General features: G+C 66.6%; 11 protein-coding genes. 4 read left to right on the top strand and 7 right to left on the bottom strand.

Features of this window, described 5'->3' with window-relative positions; genetic code table 11:
• Positions 1-3: 3 nt before the first annotated feature.
• From HY699_10950 to HY699_10940, 3 genes are all read right to left on the bottom strand, one after another.
• Positions 4-1,425 carry a type IV pilus twitching motility protein PilT gene (locus tag HY699_10950; protein MBI4516318.1) on the bottom strand — a complete coding sequence of 474 codons (1,422 nt, stop codon included), beginning with the start codon at positions 1,423-1,425 and terminating at the stop codon, positions 4-6.
• 346 nt (positions 1,426-1,771) lie between these two features.
• Entirely contained in the window at positions 1,772-2,950 is a 1,179-nt protein-coding gene (locus HY699_10945; protein MBI4516317.1) for a lipid-transfer protein, read from the bottom strand.
• Positions 2,947-4,386 (bottom strand): OB-fold domain-containing protein, encoded by a 1,440-nt coding sequence (locus tag HY699_10940; protein MBI4516316.1) that lies wholly within the window; start codon positions 4,384-4,386, stop codon positions 2,947-2,949. Before HY699_10940 ends, HY699_10945 begins: the two co-directional genes overlap by 4 nt.
• Positions 4,387-4,458: 72 nt before the next feature.
• On the opposite strand from HY699_10940, the gene HY699_10935 reads away from it, so the two are divergent.
• Entirely contained in the window at positions 4,459-6,864 is a 2,406-nt protein-coding gene (locus HY699_10935; protein ID MBI4516315.1) for a CoA transferase, read from the top strand.
• A 133-nt stretch (positions 6,865-6,997) separates the two neighbouring features.
• Here HY699_10935 and HY699_10930 read toward each other — a convergent pair whose 3' ends face one another.
• The 3 genes from HY699_10930 to moaC all read right to left on the bottom strand — a co-directional run bounded on the left by HY699_10930 (position 6,998) and on the right by moaC (position 9,395).
• Positions 6,998-7,639, bottom strand: a complete 642-nt coding sequence (locus HY699_10930) for a DUF480 domain-containing protein (protein ID MBI4516314.1) — start codon at positions 7,637-7,639, stop codon at positions 6,998-7,000.
• A gap of 99 nt (positions 7,640-7,738) precedes the next feature.
• Positions 7,739-8,941: a class I SAM-dependent rRNA methyltransferase gene (locus HY699_10925; protein MBI4516313.1), complete on the bottom strand. Its 1,203-nt coding sequence runs from the start codon at positions 8,939-8,941 to the stop codon at positions 7,739-7,741.
• Between the two features lie 19 nt (positions 8,942-8,960).
• On the bottom strand, positions 8,961-9,395 hold the full coding sequence (moaC, locus tag HY699_10920) for a cyclic pyranopterin monophosphate synthase MoaC (GenBank protein MBI4516312.1): 435 nt from the start codon (positions 9,393-9,395) through the stop codon (positions 8,961-8,963).
• A 96-nt stretch (positions 9,396-9,491) separates the two neighbouring features.
• Between moaC and trxB the strand changes: the two genes are divergently transcribed.
• Complete coding sequence (trxB, locus tag HY699_10915; protein MBI4516311.1) at positions 9,492-10,427, top strand: thioredoxin-disulfide reductase; 936 nt, start codon at positions 9,492-9,494, stop codon at positions 10,425-10,427.
• A 438-nt stretch (positions 10,428-10,865) separates the two neighbouring features.
• On the opposite strand, the gene HY699_10910 is transcribed toward trxB, so the two are convergent.
• Complete coding sequence (locus HY699_10910) at positions 10,866-16,355, bottom strand: CSLREA domain-containing protein (protein MBI4516310.1); 5,490 nt, start codon at positions 16,353-16,355, stop codon at positions 10,866-10,868.
• A gap of 436 nt (positions 16,356-16,791) precedes the next feature.
• Here HY699_10910 and HY699_10905 point away from each other — a divergent pair, with 436 nt between their 5' ends.
• Positions 16,792-17,106 (top strand): BrnT family toxin, encoded by a 315-nt coding sequence (locus tag HY699_10905; GenBank protein MBI4516309.1) that lies wholly within the window; start codon positions 16,792-16,794, stop codon positions 17,104-17,106.
• A complete protein-coding gene (locus HY699_10900) occupies positions 17,030-17,308 on the top strand; it encodes a BrnA antitoxin family protein (GenBank protein MBI4516308.1) in 279 nt (92 codons plus the stop codon). Before HY699_10905 ends, HY699_10900 begins: the two co-directional genes overlap by 77 nt.
• The last annotated feature ends 499 nt before the right edge of the window (positions 17,309-17,807 follow it).

Raw genomic sequence — 17,807 nt, 5'->3', positions numbered from 1 at the left:
GCGCTATCCCTCCGCGCTGACGCCGTCGATCTTGGGCGCCCACTTGAGAAAGGGGCCCTTGTTGTCTGCGGCGTAGAAGGCGTCGGCTCCGTCGATGACGCCGGCGTTCACCAGCTCGAGCAGGGAATTGTCGAGCAGCTGCATCCCGAGTTGCTTCGAGGTCTGAATGATCGAGGGGATTTGGAACAGCTTGCGCTCGCGAATCAGGTTGGCGACCGCCGGTGTGTTCATCATGATTTCGAGCGCCGGCGCCCGGCCGGTGCCGTCCCGGCGCGGAATCAGCTGTTGGCAGACGATGCCGCGGATCGACTCGGAGATCATGCTGCGCACTTGCGGCTGCTCGTCGGCCGGGAACACGTCGAGGATGCGGTCGATGGTGCGTGCCGCCGAGGTGGTGTGCATGGTGCCGAAGACCAGGTGGCCGGTCTCCGCCGCAGTGATGGCGAGCGAGACGGTCTCGCGATCGCGCAGCTCGCCGATCATGATCACGTCCGGGTCTTCGCGCAGGGCGGCCCGCAACGCTGCCGAGAAGCTCTTGGTGTGGGCGCCCACCTGCCGCTGATTTATCTGCGAGTGCACCGGCACGAAGTGATACTCGACCGGATCTTCGATCGTGATGATGTGCTCGTCGCGAGTCTGATTCACCAACTCGACCAGCGCCGCCATGGTGGTGGACTTGCCGCAGCCGTTCGGCCCGGTGACCAGGACCAAGCCCTGGTTGAACTCGGTCAGGCGCTGCAACTGCTCCGGCAGGCCGAGCTCCGCGAAGCCCGGAACCCGCGACTGCACCACCCGGAAGGCACCGTCCCAGCCCAGCCGCTGGCGCAGGATGCAGGCGCGATAGCGGCTGCCGTCGGGGGCGACGTAACAGAAGTCGAGCGCCTTCTGCTCCCCGAGCCGCTCTCTCTGCTCGTCGGTCAAGATCCCGAACAGCAGCCGTTCGCTCTCCTCGGCCGCCAGCGCATTGCGCGGCAACGGCGCCAGGCGGCCGTACTTGCGCACCAGCGGCGGGCAGCCGATGGCGAGGTGTACGTCGGAGGCGGCAATCTCGCGGGCGTAGGCGAGGTAGTCGTCGAGGCCGCCGAAGCCGGCGATCCGTGGAGCGTCGCTCTCGGGCACCGCGGGGACTAGCACCGGCTCGGGAGCAGCCGGAGTGCTGGCGGCCGGGGCAGGCGCAGCGGTGGGCGGCCTTTGCGCCGCGCGCGCGTTGGTGATGCGATTCTGGTCGGCGACGCTCTTTTGGTACAGCTGTACCACGGTCGCAGCGTCGCCGTCGCTGACCAGGCCGAGTTCCTGCAACACCTCCAACAGCGACTTCGCGCCATCACCTGCGGCCAAGGTCTTGGCTTGTTGCAGCTGGTTCGGGGTCACGAGTTTGCGGAAGGTGACGAACTTTTCGACGAAGGCGTCGCGATGACTCTCCATAAGCACGATCCGCCTGGCAGCGTAGTGCGCGCCGGGCGCGTGAGCAAGCGGGTTTTTTGCTGTGCGTTGTTATTGGGTGTGCGACAAATCTGTGGGCAACGTGCAGCCGACCGGGCACATCCTCACCAGTCTGACAGTACTGTGTACTGTCAGGCCGAGGCCCGGACATGGCCGAAAGGGACGCAATTTGTCATTCCCGCGAAAGCGGGAATCCACGGCACCGGCTCGCTACGACCCGCCAAACGCCAAACTGGATCCCGCTTTCGCGGGAATGACGGCCATAACACCGAACCACGTTACCCACAAATGTGTCGCGCACCCGTTGTTATTCAACCGGCCGGCGCAGTCAGTGGGCTTGTGACAGGATCAGCGCGCTGGTCGGCACCGCCGTACCGGCAGTGACCAAGACATTGTGCACGTTCGGCACTTGGTTCACCGACGTCCCGCGCATCTGCCTGACAGCTTCGGCGATCCCGTTCATACCGTGGATGTAGGCTTCACCGATCTGGCCGCCGTGGGTGTTGATCGGCAGCCGCCCGCCTAACTCAATGGCGCCGTCTTTGATGAACTCCTTGGCCTGGCCCCGGGGGCAGAAGCCGAACTCCTCCAGTTGCGGCAGCACCAGCGGGGTGAAGTGATCGTAGAAGATCGCGGTCTGGATGTCCTCCGGCCCGAGGCCGGTATCCGCCCACAACTGGCGCGCGCACAAGCCCATTTCAGGAATGCCGGTGATCGACTCTCGGTAGTAGCTCTTCATCATGTGCTGATCTTCCGCCGCTCCTTGCACCGCCGAGGCGATCACCGCCGGCGCCTTGGGCAGGTCGCGCGCACGCTCCAGCGTGGTCACGATCAGCGCCTGGCCGCCATCGGATTCCTGGCAGCAATCGAGCAAGTGCAGCGGCTTGACGATCCAGCGGCTGTTCTGATGATCTTCGAGGGTGATCGGCTTCTGATAGAAGAACGCCTGCGGGTTGGCCGCCGCGTGTTTGCGGCAGGCCACCGCCACCCGTCCGAAATCCGCGCTGGTGGCGCCGTACTCGTACATGTAGCGGCGGGCGAACATCGCTACCCACGAAGCCGGCGTGAGCAAACCGAACGGCGAACTCCAGCCGAAGTCGACGTCAGCCGGGCTCGGCGTTGGCGGGCGCTCGTGCACGCCGGCGCCGAAGCGGAATTCCGAGCGCTCGTTGAAGGCGCGGTACACCAGTACGTACTTGGCCGCACCGCTGTAAGCGGCGATGGCGGCTTGATGAATGGTGCCGCAGGCCGCGCCGCCGCCGTGATGGATGCGGCTGAAATGGGTGATCTCCTTGATCCCGAGACTACGAGCTACGTCAATCTCCGGGCTCTCCTCGACCGAGAACAGGACGACGCCGTCAATTTGATCCGGCCGTAGCCCGGCGTCCGCAATCGCTGCCGCGCTGCACTCGACCGCCAGGCGCAAGCTGCTACGCCCCGAGTTCTTCGAAAACTCGGTTGCCCCAATGCCGGCGATGGCCGTGGTTCCCGCGAATGCCCGCTTCATTGCCCCCTCCGTGCGCCCGGCAGCGCCAGTTCCACGCGACCTGTGACATGATTGCCCAAACGGTTGTAGCCGCGCAGGCCTACTTCGATCAGGCCCGCGCCGCCTTCGCTGCGCGCCGACAGCACCGTTCCCGACAGGGTCATGGTGTCGCCGGGATAGTTGGGCACTCCCAGCCGCAGGCTGAGCCGGCGCAGGACGGCTTCGGGACCCGCCCAGTCGCTGAGATAGCTGGCGCACAGGCCGCCGGTGGTGAGAATATTCATGAAGATGTCCGGTGCCCCCTGCTTGATTGCAGCCGCGCGGTCGTGGTGGAAGTCGGTGAAGTCACCGGAGGCAATCGCCCCCGCGACGATCAAGGTGGCGGTAATCGGCACCGGGCACGGCGGCAGCTCGTCACCGGCGCTCACCTCCGCGAAATCCAGCGTGGTTTCACGCCGTGATGGCCGCTGCGGCCGGAACATCGGCAACACCAGCTCGGGGTCGGGCCAGCGCCAGACCAACTCCACCGGCATCCCGATCTTGACCTGCTCGGGATCGAGGTCGACGAGGTTGGTGATCAGCCGTGTGCCTTCTGCCAACTCGACCAGAGCGACGGTGTACGGGTAGTCGAATGCCGGCACTCTCGGATGACAGGGTTCGACGAAACTATAGACGGTGCCGCGCCCGCTCGCGACCACATATCCAAAATCGTAGCTGCCGCAGGCATGGCAGCGCACGCGCGGGGGATGGTGCAGCGTCGCGCAGCCCCGGCACTGCTGAATGCGCAGCTCGCCGGCCTTCAGGCCTTCCCAGAAGAACTGCGTGTCGCGGCTGATACCCGGGCGCGGCCGCCGCGGGCGCGGCTCGCCCGCCACCGGGCCGGAGCCGCCGGCGTGCGGCTTGTAGGCGAGGACGACGAACTTGACCGAGCCAAGCAATTCGCCACCGGCTGCGCGATACTCCGTCAGCGTCGTAACGAAGTGGCCAGCGCCAAGCGCGGTCTGTTTCTCTGCCGAGATGTCGGTAACCGACTGGCTCGCCACCGGCACCTCGCCCAGTTTTAGGTAGCGGCGGTATTCGTGCTCGGTGCTGGTGCCAACCGCGCCGCTGTAGCCCGCCGCCCGCAACCGCGCCAGGACGCTGTGGAAGGGATCGCCATCGGCGGCGCCGTCCGCTATCGCCCAGGTGACCAGCATCGCCGGCGGCGCGACGATCTCGCCGTGGATCGATCGCGCCGCGAACTGCGGATCGAGATAACTCGGGTTGTGGTCCGCCATCGCCGCACACCAACGGCGGATCATGGGCTGATTGACCGGGTCTGCGGCCCTGGCAATCGGGCCGTGGCGGCCTACCTGCGCGCGCAGCGTTTCGAGCAATCTCGCCTTTTCGGCCTCAGTCATCCCAAATCCCTCCACCCCGCCGCCGTGGGCGGTGACCGGCACACTCATCGCGATCATTCCCGCCTCATGTCAAGTACGGCGCGCGCGCCGCGGCGAGATCTGGTAAGACGGCGGCGACGAGGAGGCGAGATGGATTCCAGCACGCAGTGGCCACTGGCGGGATTACACGTCCTCGATCTGTCGACCGAGATTGCCGGGCCCTACTGCACCAAGATGCTGGTTGACGCCGGCGCTGACGTAATCAAGATCGAGCTGCCCACGGGTGATCCGCTGCGGCGCTGGACGGCGTCGGCGACGCCGCTGGCCGGCGGCGAGGACGGCGCGCTCTTCCAGCACCTCAACGCCTCCAAGCGCAGCCTGGTTGCCGATATCACCACAAGCGCCGGGCGCCAGACCATACTCGACCTTGCTGCCACGGTCGCGGTGGTGGTGGAGAACTTCGCGCCGGGAACTCTGGACCGCCATGGGCTGACGCTGGCAGCGCTGCAGGCGCGCAATCCGGCGTTGTCGCTGGTCTCGATCTCACCCTGGGGCAACAGCGGCCCGTGGGCTCGCCGCCCGGCGACCGAGTTCACCTTGCAGGCAGCCACCGGCAGCACCGAGAATCGCGGGCCGAGCGACCGGGTGCCGGTCGCTGCCGGCGGGCGCGTGGGCGAATGGGCTGCCGGCACCTTCGCCGCGGTCGGCGCCGTCTGTGCTTGGCTTTGCGCGCGCCGGACGGGCAAGGGGCAGCACGTCGATCTGTCGCTGTTCGAGGCCATGCTGGTGGCGCTGACCTATTACCACGACCTCAGCGGCCAATGGCGCGAGGGCCCGCTGCCGCGCGGTGTCGAGGTGCCATCGATCGAGCCGGCCAAAGACGGCTGGGTCGGCTTCTGCACCATCACCAGCCAGCAGTGGAAGGATTTCTGTATTCTGATCGAGCAGCCCGAGCTGGCGGCGGATGAGCGCTACCTCGTCGGCTGGACGCGCAGCGCGGAGTTGGCCTACCTGCGGCGGCTGATTCACCAGTGGACGCGTGCGCACTCGGTGGATGAGATCATCGCGCGTGCCAGTGCCCTGCGGATTCCGGTCGCTCCGCTCGGCAACGGCCAGAACATCCCCGAAATGGATCACTTCGTGGCGCGCGGTGTTTTCAGCACCGGCCCCGGCGGGTTCCTGCGGCCGCGCCCGCCCTACCGGCTCGCGGACTCGCCCCAGCGGCCCTTTGGGCGCTCGCCCCAGCTGGGCGAGCACAGCGCCGAAGTGATGGAAGAAGCTCACCGACTGGCGCCTTCCACCAATCCGCAAGCCGCAATCCCAAATCTAAAATCGGCGCTGCCGTTGGCCGGGTTGCGGGTGATAGATCTGACGACTTTCTGGGCCGGACCGTTTGCCGCCTGCTTCCTGGCGGACATGGGCGCCGACGTGGTCAAGGTCGAGTCGATCCAGCGTCCCGACGGCATGCGCTTCGCCGGTGCCGTGCAGAAGGAGCAACTATGGGAGTGGTCGCCGGTGTTCGCCGGCGCCAACCCCGGCAAGCGCGACATCACGCTGAACCTAACCACCGAAGAAGGGCTGGCGTTGCTCCACCGCCTCATCCGCCAGGCGGACGTGGTTATGGACAACTTCTCCGTGCGGGTACTGGAGCACTTCGGGCTGACGTGGGAGACGGTGCAGCGGCTGAACCCTGCCGCGGTCATGGTGCGCATGCCGGCTTTTGGGCTCGAAGGGCCGTGGCGCGATCGTACCGGCTTTGCCATGACCGTAGAGCAAGTGAGCGGCATGGCCTGGATCACCGGCTACGACGACATGCCGCTAGTGGTACGCGGCGCCTGTGATCCGGTCGGCGGCATGAACGCGGTGTTTGCCCTGCTGCTGGCGCTGGAACAGCGGCGGCAAACGGGCAGGGGGCAGCTCGTCGAGGTTCCGCTGGTGGAGGGAGCGTTGAACCTCGCCGCCGAGCAAGTGATCGAGTATTCGGCGTACGGGCAGCTGCTCCAGCGTGCCGGCAACCGTGGCCCCGCCGCGGCACCGCAGGGCGTGTACCGCTGCGCCGGCAATGACGAGTATATCGCGCTGGCGGTAGCCAACGATGCGCAGTGGGCCGGGCTCTGTCGGGTCATGGAGCGAGCGCAATGGGCGTGCGATGCCAGCCTGGCCACCGCCGCAGGCCGCCGTGCAGCCCACGATGCGTTCGACGAGGAGATCGGGCGCTGGCTCTCGACTCAGGCGCGCGATGCCGTGGTCGAGCGGCTCGTCGCCGCCGGTGTGCCGGCGCAAGCGCTGGTGAATCCGCACTTCGTGATGCCCAACCCGCAGCTCGAAGCCCGGGGCTTCTTCCAAGTCATGGAACACCCGGTGACGGGCGTTACGCGCTACCCCGGACAGCCGATGGCGTTCTCGGCGCTGCCGCGCGGCTTGCACCGCCTGCCCCCGCCCACGCTCGGCCAGCACAACGACGAAATCCTCGGCGGCCAGCTCGGGCTCTCCGCCGCTGAGCTGCAAGACCTACGCGCGCGCAAGATCATCGGCGAGCGCCCAGCCTTCATGTAACAGCAGCCCCAGGAGCGGCCCGACGGATGACACCGTCAGTCGTTCCCGTTGGGGTTGGAACTCCCCGTATGCGCGCAGCCCCGCAGCGACCCGCATCTGGAAAGGGGAACTGCCGCCCGTGCCAGCGAACAGATCAGTTGATCAGTGACTCGCCGAGCTTGCCGGCGAGTGCTTGCAGTTGCTGGTGCAGGAGCTGCACCTCGGCTTCGAGCGCTTCGACACGCGCCGCCAAGCCGGCAGCTGCCGCTGGGGCCGCAGCCGCTGCCGGGGCGGCTTCGAGCGGATGCAGTCCCGGGCTGAGTAGTTGCACGTAGCGCTCGGCGCGCGCCCCCGAGCTGGGCTCCAGGCGCATGATGAAGCCGCGTTCGAGCAGCGGTGCCAGGGCCTCATTCAGTTGTTCGAGCGACTCGATCTGGGTCATACGGCTCACTCGCGCGCGCAGCTCGCCCGGTTGCTGCGGCCCGCGCATGAGTAACTCGGCCAGCACCGCCAGATGCGGGTAGTCGAGAGCGAGGGTCTCCTTGCCATTGTGGCGGTAGCGTTCAACCCGGCTGAAAACGCGGCGCACCAGATACTTCCGTTCCAGGCTCTCTAGCGCCGCGGCCACTTCCTCCTCGCTCAGCAACAGCACCGGGTCACGGTTCGATTTCTGGTTGGCGGCATTGGTGGCGGCGTTGAGCGAGAGCGGGTACTGATCGGGAGTGGTGAGCTGCTTCTCGATCAAGACGCCGAACAGCCGAGCTTCGTGGGGATCGAGCTGAATGTCGACACTCATGTTCGCCACCGTAGCAGAAAGCGCCGCCGGTCAGAATCCCGCGCCCCGCGCCGCCCATGGAACAGAAAGAACACATGGCGGAACTTGTGAGATGGTGTACTAAGCAACGGCGAGCAACAGTCCGGTCAGGTAGTTGCCCTCGACGTGGGCCAGGGCGGTGGGGTGATCCGCACCCGCGCCCAGTTGGCGCAGCACGCGCACCTCCCGGCGCGCATCGGCAGCGGCGCCGATGACGATCTTGCGAAACAGCTCGGCCCCGACGTGGGCCGAGCAGCTAAAGGTCAGCACCAGCGCCGCCGGGGCGGCGCGGCGAAATGCATGGAGGTGGAGGTCCTTGTATGCCCGCGCGCTACGCGCCACATCCCGGCGCTGCTTCGCCAGCGCCGGCGGATCGAGGATGAGCAGATCAAAGGGCTCGCCCGGCTGGCGTAGATAGCGGAACACATCGGCCTCGACAAAGTCGGCAGGCACTGCTGACAGCCCGTTCAGACGCCAGTTCTCGCGCCCGAGTGCGAGGGCGCGCTCCGAGCTTTCGACCGAGATCACCTCGCGCGCGCCGCCGGCGGCGGCATAGAGGCCGAAGCCGCCGGTGTAGGCGAAGGCATTCAGGACCCGCCGGCCGCCGGCATGCTGCCGAGCCAGCAGGCGGTTGTCGCGTTGATCGAGAAACCAGCCGGTCTTCTGTCCGTGCCGCACGTCAACCAGGAAACTGAGGCCGTGCTCGCGCACTGCCACGTGCTCGGGCGGCCACTCGCCGTGCAATGCACGCTCGAGGTCCGGCAGACCCTCTTCGCGCCGCACCGAGCCGGCGCTGCGCTCGAAGATACACTCCGGCGCCAGCGTTTCGGCCAACGCCGCGACTACCAGCGGCTGGAGCGCGGCGGCGCCGGCAGTGAGGCATTGCAGTACCAGCACGCCGGCGTAGCGATCGACGACGATGCCGGGCAGGAAGTCGCCTTCTCCGTTGATGCAACGATAGGCGTCGGTGGCCGGCGGCACGAGGCGCTGGCGCAAGGCCAGGGCATCCGCAATGCGCCGGCGAATGAAGTCGGCGTCGATCGCTTGGTCCTGGTGCGCGAGTAGCCGCACCGCAATCGCACAGCCTGGGTTGGCAGCGCCGATGCCGAGGAACTCGCCGCCGGCCGACTCCAAGCGCACCAGCGTGCCCGGCGGCAGGGTCGCGTCGAGATTGGCGATCGCCCCGGCAAATACCCACGGGTGTCCCAGGCGCACGGGCCGGTCCTTGCCCGAGCGCAGGCGCAAGGTGGGCAGTGATGTCGGCGAGTGGGGCTGGCTGGTCACGGCTGGCTGCCACCGCAACTCACGGTGTTCTGCGGAAGGTGCCGCTGCGGCCGCCGCTCTTTTCCATCAGGCGGATGTCGGTGATGACCATGCCGCGGTCGACCGCCTTGCACATGTCGTAAATGGTGAGCGCGGCGACGCTGACAGCGGCCAGGGCCTCCATCTCCACGCCGGTCTTGCCGGAGATCTTCACGCGCGCCTCGATCTCCAGCGCGGTGTCGGCGAGTGGCGTGAAGTCGACGGCGACCACCTCGACCGGCAACGGGTGACACAGCGGGATCAGCTCGGAGGTGCGCTTGGCCGCCATGATGCCGGCCACCCGCGCCGTTGCTAGCGCGTCGCCCTTGGCCACGCGGCGGCTGCGAATGAGCCGCAGGGTTTCGGGCTGCATGCGCACGGTCCCGCGCGCCACCGCGACGCGCTCGGTGACCGGTTTGGCCCCGACATCGACCATCTGGGCTCGGCCCTGCGCATCGATATGGGAGAGACGCGGCTGGGCCGCGCGCTTCGTCTTGCCTGTGTGTCGGAGCGCCACTATAAGTCCTCCCCTATGAGTCACCACCAACTGATCATCATCGGATCAGGCCCCGCCGGCCTGACCGCCGCACTGTATGCCGCGCGCGCCAACTTGGCGCCCGTGGTGTTCGAGGGCTCCCAGCCCGGCGGCCAGCTTACTATCACGACTGAGGTCGAAAACTATCCCGGCTTCCCCGCCGGCATCATGGGGCCGGAGATGATGGAGCTGTTCAAGAAGCAGGCCGAGCGTTTCGGCACCGTCTGTCTCTTCAGCGACGTCACCGCGGTGGAGTTGGCGCGCCGGCCGTTCGCGGTGGCCGCGGGCAATGACCGCTACACCTGCGATGCGCTGATCATCGCCACCGGCGCTTCGGCCAAGTTGCTCGGGCTCGAATCGGAGAAGCGCCTGATGGGCCACGGTGTGTCGGCGTGTGCCACCTGCGACGGCTTCTTCTTCAAAGGCAAGCAGCTGCTCGTGGCCGGCGGCGGCGACACCGCCGTGGAGGAGGCCATCTTCTTGACCAAGTTCGCCAGCAAGGTCTCCATCGTCCATCGCCGCGACGAGCTGCGCGCCTCCAAGATCATGCAGGAGCGCGCCCGGCGCAACGACAAGATCGGCTTCATCTGGGACTCGGTCATCGACGAGATCTACGGCACGCCCGACGCCGCCGGTGTGACCGGGGTGCGGCTGCATAACGTCAAGACCGGCGCCAGCACGGACTGCAAGTGCGACGGCGTTTTCGTGGCCATCGGCCATCAACCCAACACCCAGCTGTTCACCGGACAGCTTACGATGGACAGCGCCGGCTACATTGTGACCCAGAGCGGCTCGACCGCCACCAACGTCGAGGGCGTATTTGCCTGCGGCGATGTCCAGGACAACAAGTATCGCCAAGCCATCACCGCCGCCGGCAGCGGCTGCATGGCCGCTATCGACGCCGAGCGCTGGTTAGAGGCGAGTTCCGCCTGAGACGTGCGTCCGAAGAAGAGGATGCGCCTCCCGTCGTTACGGCAGCGCGGCCGGCGCTTCTAGTGCCGGCCACACTTGGAATCTCCGCGTCCGAGCTGAGCTTGGAGTAGTTCAGCCACCGGCCGCTCGCCGCCGCAATGACGTCGAGAAACCGTGCGCAACCGCCCAGGGTCTTGTTGAGCGCCTCGGCGGCAATCTCTTCGTGGAGGTACACTTGCGCGACTCCTCCCCCGCTTCCGTTCTTCACAACGGACTAAAAACGATTGAACCGATTTGACGGAGCGGCTCCCAAGGCTTGCGCTGCATCGTTGGTGCGGCGACCCTGTCCGAATTCGCCCAATCCGTTTGATCCGCCAAATCCGTTGTAAGCCTTCTTTCTTCTCCGTTCTCTACAACGGAGTTCAACGGATTGAACGGGTTTTCACGGGCTGACGCAGGCTACCGCATGGCGCTGAGGGCGGCCGCGGGGTGGCAGCCGTTCAACGCGTTGCCGACCGCCGCCACCAGTTCATCCACGGTGACGGTGTTGTCCCCATCGGAGTCGAACGACACGCAATGATCGAGGCTGTCGCTCCCGAGCGCGATGTTGACGCCGATGACGAGCTCATCGATCGTGACCTGACCGTCGGCCTGGCAATCACCCGTGCACACGATTGCGGTCGCGGTCGGCAGCGGCGAGGGCGTCGGCGTGCTGGTGCCGGTGGCGGTTCCAGTCGCGGTCGCGCTCGGGCTGCTGGTGCTGGTAGCGGCCGGCGTCTGGGTGAGCGAAGGCGTGGCTGTGCCTGTGGTTGTAGCGCTGTGGGTGGCGGTAGCGGTTGGTGTCACGCTGGGTGATGTGGCCGGGGTGGCCGTGCCGGTGGCCGTCGGCGTCGGAGCTGCCGTCATGGTTCGAGTCGGCGTACTGGTTGTGCTCGGTGTCGGCGTTGCAGAAGCTGTGGCGCTGGGCGAGGTGGTGGGCGTGAGGGTAGCGGTGCCGGTCGGTGTCGCCGTGGGAGTATTCGTGGCCGTGGGGCTGGGCGTTGCTGTCTGCGTGGGCGTTGCTGTGCGCGTCGGCGTCGCTGTCGTCGTCGGGGAATTGGTCGCGGTTGTGGTTCGGGTTGGTGAGTCGGTCGCGGTCGCCGTTGGCTCGCTGGTCGCGCTGGGACTCAGCGTCGGAGAGGCGGTCGCAGTTGGAGGAGAAGTCGGCGTCTCTGTGTGAGTGGCCGTCACTGTAGCGGTGTGTGTCGCTGTCGGCGTCAGCGCGGCTGTCGCCGTTTCCGTCGACGTCGCAGTGGGTGTCGAGGTCGGCGTTGCCGTGCGAGTTGCGGTTGGCGTGGCTGTGCTCGGAGCGGTAGCGGATGGCGTCGCTGTCGGCGTCAGCGTGGCGCTTGATGTGGAAGTCGCACTTGGCGTGACGGTCGCAGTCGCGGTCGGGGACAACACCACGTACACATTGCGCACGGACTCGATGATGGAGCTTGACCCCGACGATTGCGCGTAGAAGCCGCGGGCACGAATGAACAGGTCTTGCCCGGCGGGTAGCGTCAGACCGCTCAATTGCCAGCCGCCCGCGATGCGCGTGCCTTCACCGAGCGGCGTGTAGTTGAGCGCGTCGGTGGAAGACTCGAAGGTCACCCGATCGACTTCTGGGCTCGCGCCGCTGCGCAACCACGTGACGGTTGTGCCGGCCGCGTCGATGCCGAGGTCTTGCAGCGCCGCATCCGGGTTGTTCAAGCGACCGACGGAGGCTCGGGGCTGGTGGGCCAGCATGGTGAAGTTGCCGCCCACGAGAATCTTGCCATCGGCCTGCAGGGCGAGGCTCTCGACATTACTGTTCGTGTCAGAGCGAACGAAGCTCATATCCAGCGAGCCATCGGGATTGAGCCGGCCGATACGGAAGCGCGGCTGGCCGCCGAGCGTGGTGAAATCGCCGCCCACCAGAATCTTGCCATCGGCTTGGAGCGCAAGGGCGTAGACCGTACCGTCCGTGCCGGGGTCGAAGCTGGTGTCCAGTGATCCGTCGGCGTTAAGTCGACCGATCGCCGCGCGCAACTGACCGGCCAGTTTGAAGAAGTTGCCGGCGGCCAGAATCTTGCCGTCGGCCTGCAACGCCAGGGCAAAAATTGAGGGGGTCGTTGTCCCAGGATTGAAGTTGGTGTCCAGTGAGCCGTCGGCATTGAGGCGACCGATGGCGCGGCGCGTTTGGCCGCCGAGGGTGGAGAAGAAGCCGCCGGCGAGAATCTTCCCGTCGGGCTGTGTCGCGAGGGCGTAAACCGTTGCGTCGGATCCCGACACGCTCGCTCCCGGGTTGAAGACGGTGTCCAGCGAGCCGTCGGCATTGAGCCGGCCAAGGTTGTTACGCGGCTGGCCGCCGAGCGTACTGAAACGGCCACCAACCAAGATTCCGCCGTCGGGCTGCAATGCCAGGCCGTGAACAACGCCGTCCGTTCCGGGATTGAACGCAGTGTCCAGCGAGCCATCGGCGTTGAGCCGCGCGATGTTGTTGCGCGACTGACCGGCCACTGTAGTGAAATATCCGCCGACCACGATCTTGCCGTCGGGCTGCAATGCCAGGCCGTAGACCGCGCCGCCCATTCCCGGATTGAAGGTAGTGTCCAGCGAGCCATCGGCATTGAGCCGCCCGATGCCGGCGTGCGGCTGATCGCCGAGCGTGGTGAAGGAGCCGCCGACCACGATCTTGCCGTCGGCTTGCACCACGACGGCTTCGACGTAGAAGTCTGCTCCTGGATTGAAGCTGTCGTCGGCCAATCCCGTCGGCGTAGCGGTTCCCGTTGCGGTTTGCGTGGGCGTGACGGTCGGCGTTGAGGTTGGCGTCATGCTCGGCCCGGTCGGCGTGAAGGTGTTCGTAGTGGTAGCGGTCGCTGTCGCACTCGGCGTCACGGTGGGAGAGCTGGTGACGGTGCTCGTGCGCGTCGGTGTGCGCGTGCTGGTGGGGGTGGCGGTCGGCGTGGGCGTCGCGGTCGGCGTCACCGTGGGTGTGGCGGTAGGGGCCGGCTGCAACTCGTACGCGCCGATGTCACACGGCACACGGCGCGGCGCGGCGCGCTGGTCCTTCGGACCAGAGCTATATGGAGCGGTGCAATCTCCAGCGGCATCGATCGCTAGGCTTGTGGGCTGGAGTGCATGCGTTTCGGTGGTGCCGCCGTTGTTCTGCAAGGGGCCGAGTTGGGGGTCGAGGGGTGCGGCTATGGTGCCGAATTGGTCGCCGGTGCCGGCACTCCAGTTGCAGTTGTTGGACTTGCCAACCAAGTTGAAGCCGCCGTTAGAGTGGATGCCGCCGGCCACAGCCGAGCAATCCGGTGACTGACCCCCTCGGTCGATGTTGCTGGCAACGATGGTGGCATAGGCCGTGGTCGCAGAATTGACCGCTGACCTGATCCCGCCGCCTTCGCCCGTCCCGTTGCTGTCGGCATCGGCGATGTTGCCGGTGATGGTCGCAGTGTATAGCGCCAGCTGCCCCGTTGACGTTGCGGTGTACGGATTGTTGGCATAAGTGCCGCCACCGTCGACGTTCGCGCTGTTTGCGCTCACCGTGGTATTGACGAGCGCGAGATACTGATTGCTGCCGACCGCAACCCCGCCGCCGTGGCGCTTAGCCTGATTGCCGCTGATCGTACTGCGCTCGACGTGCGCAAAGGAGTTGGCGACGGCGTGGATGCCGCCGCCGTCGCCGACGGTGCCCGTGAGCGTATTGCCGGCGATTGTGCAACCGCCGACATAGAAGGAGCCGCTAGCGCCGGCGTTGGCGATGCCGCCGCCGTCGCCTGAAGCTCGATTGTTTAGTACCCGGCTATCGAGCAGCGTCAGCCAGCCGGTGTTGTAGATACCGCCGCCGTCGGTAGAACTTCCGATCGCGCGGTTGCCGCTGACGACGCAGTCGATGAGCGTGAGTCCGCCGGCTACATTAATGCCGCCGCCGGTGCCGCTGACGGTGCCGTTTTGGATGGCGAGCCCGAAGAATGAGGCGATCGTGGAGGAGCCGCGAACATCGAAAACACGGTCGTCCAGCAGGGTGCCGTCGATGATCGTGGTGGCGGCACCATCCCCGACGATCGTGACTTCGGCGGTGATGTCGAGATCACCGGTGGCGGCACTGTTCTCATTCGCGCCGGTGCGCGTGAGCGCGTAAGTGCCGGCGGGCAGCACGATTTGTTGCGCGCCCGCCAGTGCATTTGCCTCCTGCACGGCGGCGCGCAGCGTGCAAGCGCCGGCGGCGGAGGCACACGCGCCGTTGCCCGGAGCCGCGTCCGCCGCATCGACGGTGGAGTTGACCGTGAACGTCGCCGAGGTCACGCGGGAGCTGAAGTTGAGCTTCAGCGTGCCCCCGTCGTTGTTGTAGGCGCTGACCGCAATCAGATAGGTCGTGCCACCGATAACGGGAAACATCCGCTGAGATGAGAAATAGCTGTCGTCATCGGGGTCGTCGTGACAGCCGCCGATAACCGGGGCCAGGGCGCCGCACGAGCCTGTGTACACCGCGACCACGGTGTCGTAGGCGGTGCCGTAAACGCTGTTGATCTTCAGTGTTCCGCTTTGGGCCGCGGTGAAGCGGTACCAGACGTTCTTGTCGCGGTGGCCGGCGCCGCAGCTCGGTACCGGATCGGCGGGGTCGGTCGTTGCCGTGCTGGTCTCGGCGGTGGTTTCAAAGTAGCCGACTGAGGGGGCGTCGACATCTTCGGCATTGCTGCACGCATCATTTGGTGGCGGCGGGACGGGGGTCGCCGTCGGCGTTAGGGTCGGGGTGGGTGTAACAGTCGGCGTCAACGTCGGCGACGCCGTCGGGAGGGGATCGATGAGCACAGAAACCGGCACGCTGCGGTTGGTCGTCGTGCCATCGCCGAGCTGACCAGAGCTATTGCGGCCCCAGCACTTGACCGCGCCCGCCGCCGTCACCGCGCAGGTGTGATCGCCACCTACCTCCACCGCCGTTACTCCGCTGCTCAGCCCGCTCACGTCCACCGGCGTCGAGCGATCCGCCGTCGTGCCGTCGCCGATTTGGCCGTAGGCATTGTGCCCCCAGCACTTCACCCCGCCCGCTACGGTCAGCGCGCAGGTGTGGTTGCTGCCCGTTACCACGGCCATGATGCCGCTGCTCAGGCCCGATACATCGACTGGGGTCGCGCGGCTCGTGGTCGTCCCGTCGCCGAGTTGCCCAACGTAGTTCGCTCCCCAACACTTTACCCCTCCGGCGACCGTGACCGCACAGGTATGGAGCCCATCCGCTGCCAGGCCCGTTACGCCGCTGCTGAGCCCCGTGACGTCCACGGGCGTCTCACGTTGAGTGGTCGTCCCGTCGCCAAGCTGCCCGTAGTTGTTGAGGCCCCAGCACTTGACGCCGCCGCCCGCTGTCAGCGCGCAGGTGTGATTGTCCCCCGCCACCAGGGCGGTAACCCCGCTCAGTCCCGACACGTCGACCGGTGTCGTTTGATTCGTGGCCGTCCCATTGCCGAGCTGACCGCTAGCGTTCAGCCCCCAACACTTCACTGTACCTCCCAGCAGCAGCGCGCACGTGTGGTAGCTCGCTGCAAGTGCCGTCACGCCGCTGGTGAGCCCGGTCACGTCCACCGGGGTGCTGCTACCCCACCCCGTCGACCCGTCGCCGAGTTGGCCGTCCAAATTGTAGCCCCAGCACTTCACGCCGCCCGCCGCCGTCAGCGTACACGTGTGGAGGTTGCCGGTCGCCACTACCGACGCGCCGCTAGTCAAATCCGTCACGTCCACCGGCGTCGTGCGGCCAGTCGTCGTGCCATCACCGAGCTGGCCATAGTCGTTGTTCCCCCAGCACTTCACCCCGCCCCCTGAGGTCAGCAAGCAGGTGTGGGAGTCACCCGCCGCCAGCGGCAACGCGCCCACCAGCGCCGGCAGCCCGAGCAGCCCGATCGCCAGCACTGCCGCTGCTGAGAAAACTCTCGTGACCCGTGACATCATTGCCTTCTCCTATCGTGTTCGTCATTGGTGGCTCGTGGCTGGTGAGTGATGGCTCGGACTGGGAGCCTGACCCTGACCCTCCTCCGCGGCGAGCTACCTGCCCTGAACTACTATGGCCGAAAGTCTTGGCGTAGTTCGCGCAGATTTCCCTCCGTCATTCCCGCGAAGGCGGGAATCCATCCGGAGCCCCACCGCCCCTGGATGCCCGCCCCACGCCTTCGCGGGGGCAAGCTCTAAAGATTGCGGGCATGACGGAATACCCCTGTCGAGCTTTGGGTTGCGGGCGTCAGCCCGCGCTGGGGCTGTCGAATGGGTGCCGCAGAGGAGCGGACCCGGGTTCGTGGCTCTCTCGGCATTAGCGCAACCGCCGCGCAGCGGCCCCTGCCATCGGCGAGGCCAGATTGACGTAACGCCGATTTGTCACTACACATGACCGGTGCGGTTCGAGTGGGACGAAGCCAAGCGCCGCGCCAATCTGCGCAAACACGCCATCGACTTCGCCGGCGTGGACGCGCTCTTCGATGGGCTTACTCTCACGGTCGCAGATGATCGGCTGGACTACGGCGAGGCACGATTTCTCACCGTGGGACTGCTCGAAGGCCGCACGGCCGTCGTCGCCCACACCGAGCGCGGCGACACCATTCGGATTCTTTCGGTGCGAAAGGCAACCAAACATGAAGAAGCGCATTTCCTCACCCAAGTCGCGGACCAACTGGGCACGCGTCGACGCCCTCGCCGACCGCGCCATTGATCTGAGCGACGCTCCGGAAATCAGCCCTGAGATGTTCGCCCGGGCCGTGGTGCGCCGGGGACTCAAGCCGATGCCTGCGAAGGCGCAGCTGACGTTGCGCGTCGACCGCGATGTCCTGGCGTGGTTCAAAGGCCGGGGCCGTGGCTACCAGACGCGGATCAACACGCTGCTGCGGGCGTATATGCAGGCGCATCGTGCATAGAGGCAGCCGATGGGCGGCGTGCCTTGGCAGCCCCTGCTTCATGGGCGATCCCGCCACCGTCTGCGGATCGGTCGACAGCGGGAGTAGCGCGCTGTTGACCCCCAGCACTTGACGCCGCCGTCCGCGAGCGGCGCTGCTGCCACCAGCGCCGGCAGCCCAAGCCGCACGACCGCAACCACTGCCGCCGCTGGGAATGCTTTCGTGTCCCGTGACATCATCGCCGCCTCCGATCGTGATTGGTGTTCGTGAGTGGTGTTCGTCATTAGTGACTCGAGACTCGTGGTTTGTGTTCGTGGCTCGCGCTCAGGGATCGGGGCTGGTGAGTGATGGCTCGGACTGGGAGCCTGACCCTGACCCTCCTCCGCGGCGAGCTACCTGCCCTGAACTACTATGGCCGAAAGTCTTGGCGTGGCGCGCAGATTTCCCTCCGTCATTCCCGCGAAGGCGGGAATCCATCCGGAGCCCCACCGCCCCTGGATGCCCGCCCCACGCCTTCGCG

This window comes from Deltaproteobacteria bacterium (genome assembly GCA_016210005.1).
In the GTDB taxonomy this organism is placed as follows: domain Bacteria; phylum Desulfobacterota; class Binatia; order HRBIN30; family JACQVA1; genus JACQVA1.
Note: the sequence above shows the minus strand (reverse complement) of the source record. Positions and strands in the feature narration are given on the sequence as shown.

Coding starts and splice junctions, on each gene's coding strand:
- HY699_10950 (MBI4516318.1), bottom strand. CDS start 1,425: ATGGAGAGTCATCGCGACGCCTTCGTCGAAAAGTTCGTCACCTTCCGC.
- HY699_10945 (MBI4516317.1), bottom strand. CDS start 2,950: ATGAAGCGGGCATTCGCGGGAACCACGGCCATCGCCGGCATTGGGGCA.
- HY699_10940 (MBI4516316.1), bottom strand. CDS start 4,386: ATGATCGCGATGAGTGTGCCGGTCACCGCCCACGGCGGCGGGGTGGAG.
- HY699_10935 (MBI4516315.1), top strand. CDS start 4,459: ATGGATTCCAGCACGCAGTGGCCACTGGCGGGATTACACGTCCTCGAT.
- HY699_10930 (MBI4516314.1), bottom strand. CDS start 7,639: ATGAGTGTCGACATTCAGCTCGATCCCCACGAAGCTCGGCTGTTCGGC.
- moaC (MBI4516312.1), bottom strand. CDS start 9,395: ATGGTCGATGTCGGGGCCAAACCGGTCACCGAGCGCGTCGCGGTGGCG.
- trxB (MBI4516311.1), top strand. CDS start 9,492: ATGAGTCACCACCAACTGATCATCATCGGATCAGGCCCCGCCGGCCTG.
- HY699_10910 (MBI4516310.1), bottom strand. CDS start 16,355: ATGATGTCACGGGTCACGAGAGTTTTCTCAGCAGCGGCAGTGCTGGCG.
- HY699_10900 (MBI4516308.1), top strand. CDS start 17,030: ATGAAGAAGCGCATTTCCTCACCCAAGTCGCGGACCAACTGGGCACGC.